This window comes from Bradyrhizobium sp. Crot121 (genome assembly GCF_059512385.1).
Window position 1 is genome coordinate 1 of sequence record NZ_JCAMOR010000297.1, and the last position, 791, is coordinate 791.

The following is a 791-nucleotide window of genomic DNA, read 5'->3' on the forward strand; positions in this document are numbered from 1 at the left end:
AGGGTTCGATGGTCAAGTTGTCGGCCGTCGCGTTTCATGCCGATAGCATACACCAACGCCGCAACAATGTCGCCTATAGTTCTGACCTATGAGTAAGCTCTATCAGACCAGTGGCTTAGCGACCGGATTCCGGCCGGTGCGCGATTCTCAGCGTCGCATCGCCAGTAGATAGGGGCCGCATTCTGCGGGGGATGCGGCGTCTTCTTTCGGTGGCTGGCCGAGCCTGTCAACCCCGTCCACACACGAAAGACCTGCCACCATGATTACCGACGACAAGGCGCCAGCCTTGGATGAAACTTTGCGCAAGCAAACGTTGTTCGCGACCCAGGCGTTAGCCGACGCAGCCGATACGCTCGCGGGCGCCGCTGGACCGCTGCTCATCCTTGGGCTGCGAAACGCCAAGGCCGCTGAGCGCACCGCGGACGCGACCGAACGGCTCGCGAACTCTATCGAGACGATTACCGCACTGTTCGCGTCCTGCATCGGACGCGGTGAGGCTACCGCACCTGGCGGCGACTCCATGGACTCATGGCGCAGCGCGCCGGTCAACTACTTCCGCGCATCCGATACGGCCAACAAATTCAAGCTCGAGCGCGAGGACGGCGACGATGAGTAACATCGCAGCGTGGGTGCAAGCGGAGCTCGCAGCCAACGCGCCAGCGACCGCATCAAACATTCTGCACCTCGCGGCACACCACCATCGCCGACCACATGCCAGCGCCCATCGGCGCTACGGCCAATGGACGCCCGCCAGAGTGATCGCCGCCGGTGAGCGGATCGGTCCGTCGACC

Annotated in this window: 1 protein-coding gene; it reads left to right on the forward strand. The window is 63.1% G+C overall.

All coding sequences use genetic code 11. The features are described from left to right. The first annotated feature begins 259 nt into the window (after window positions 1-259). Window positions 260-616, forward strand: coding sequence for a hypothetical protein (locus AC5ZGW_RS46625; protein ID WP_130232017.1), 357 nt, complete (start codon window positions 260-262; stop codon window positions 614-616). The last annotated feature ends 175 nt before the right edge of the window (window positions 617-791 follow it).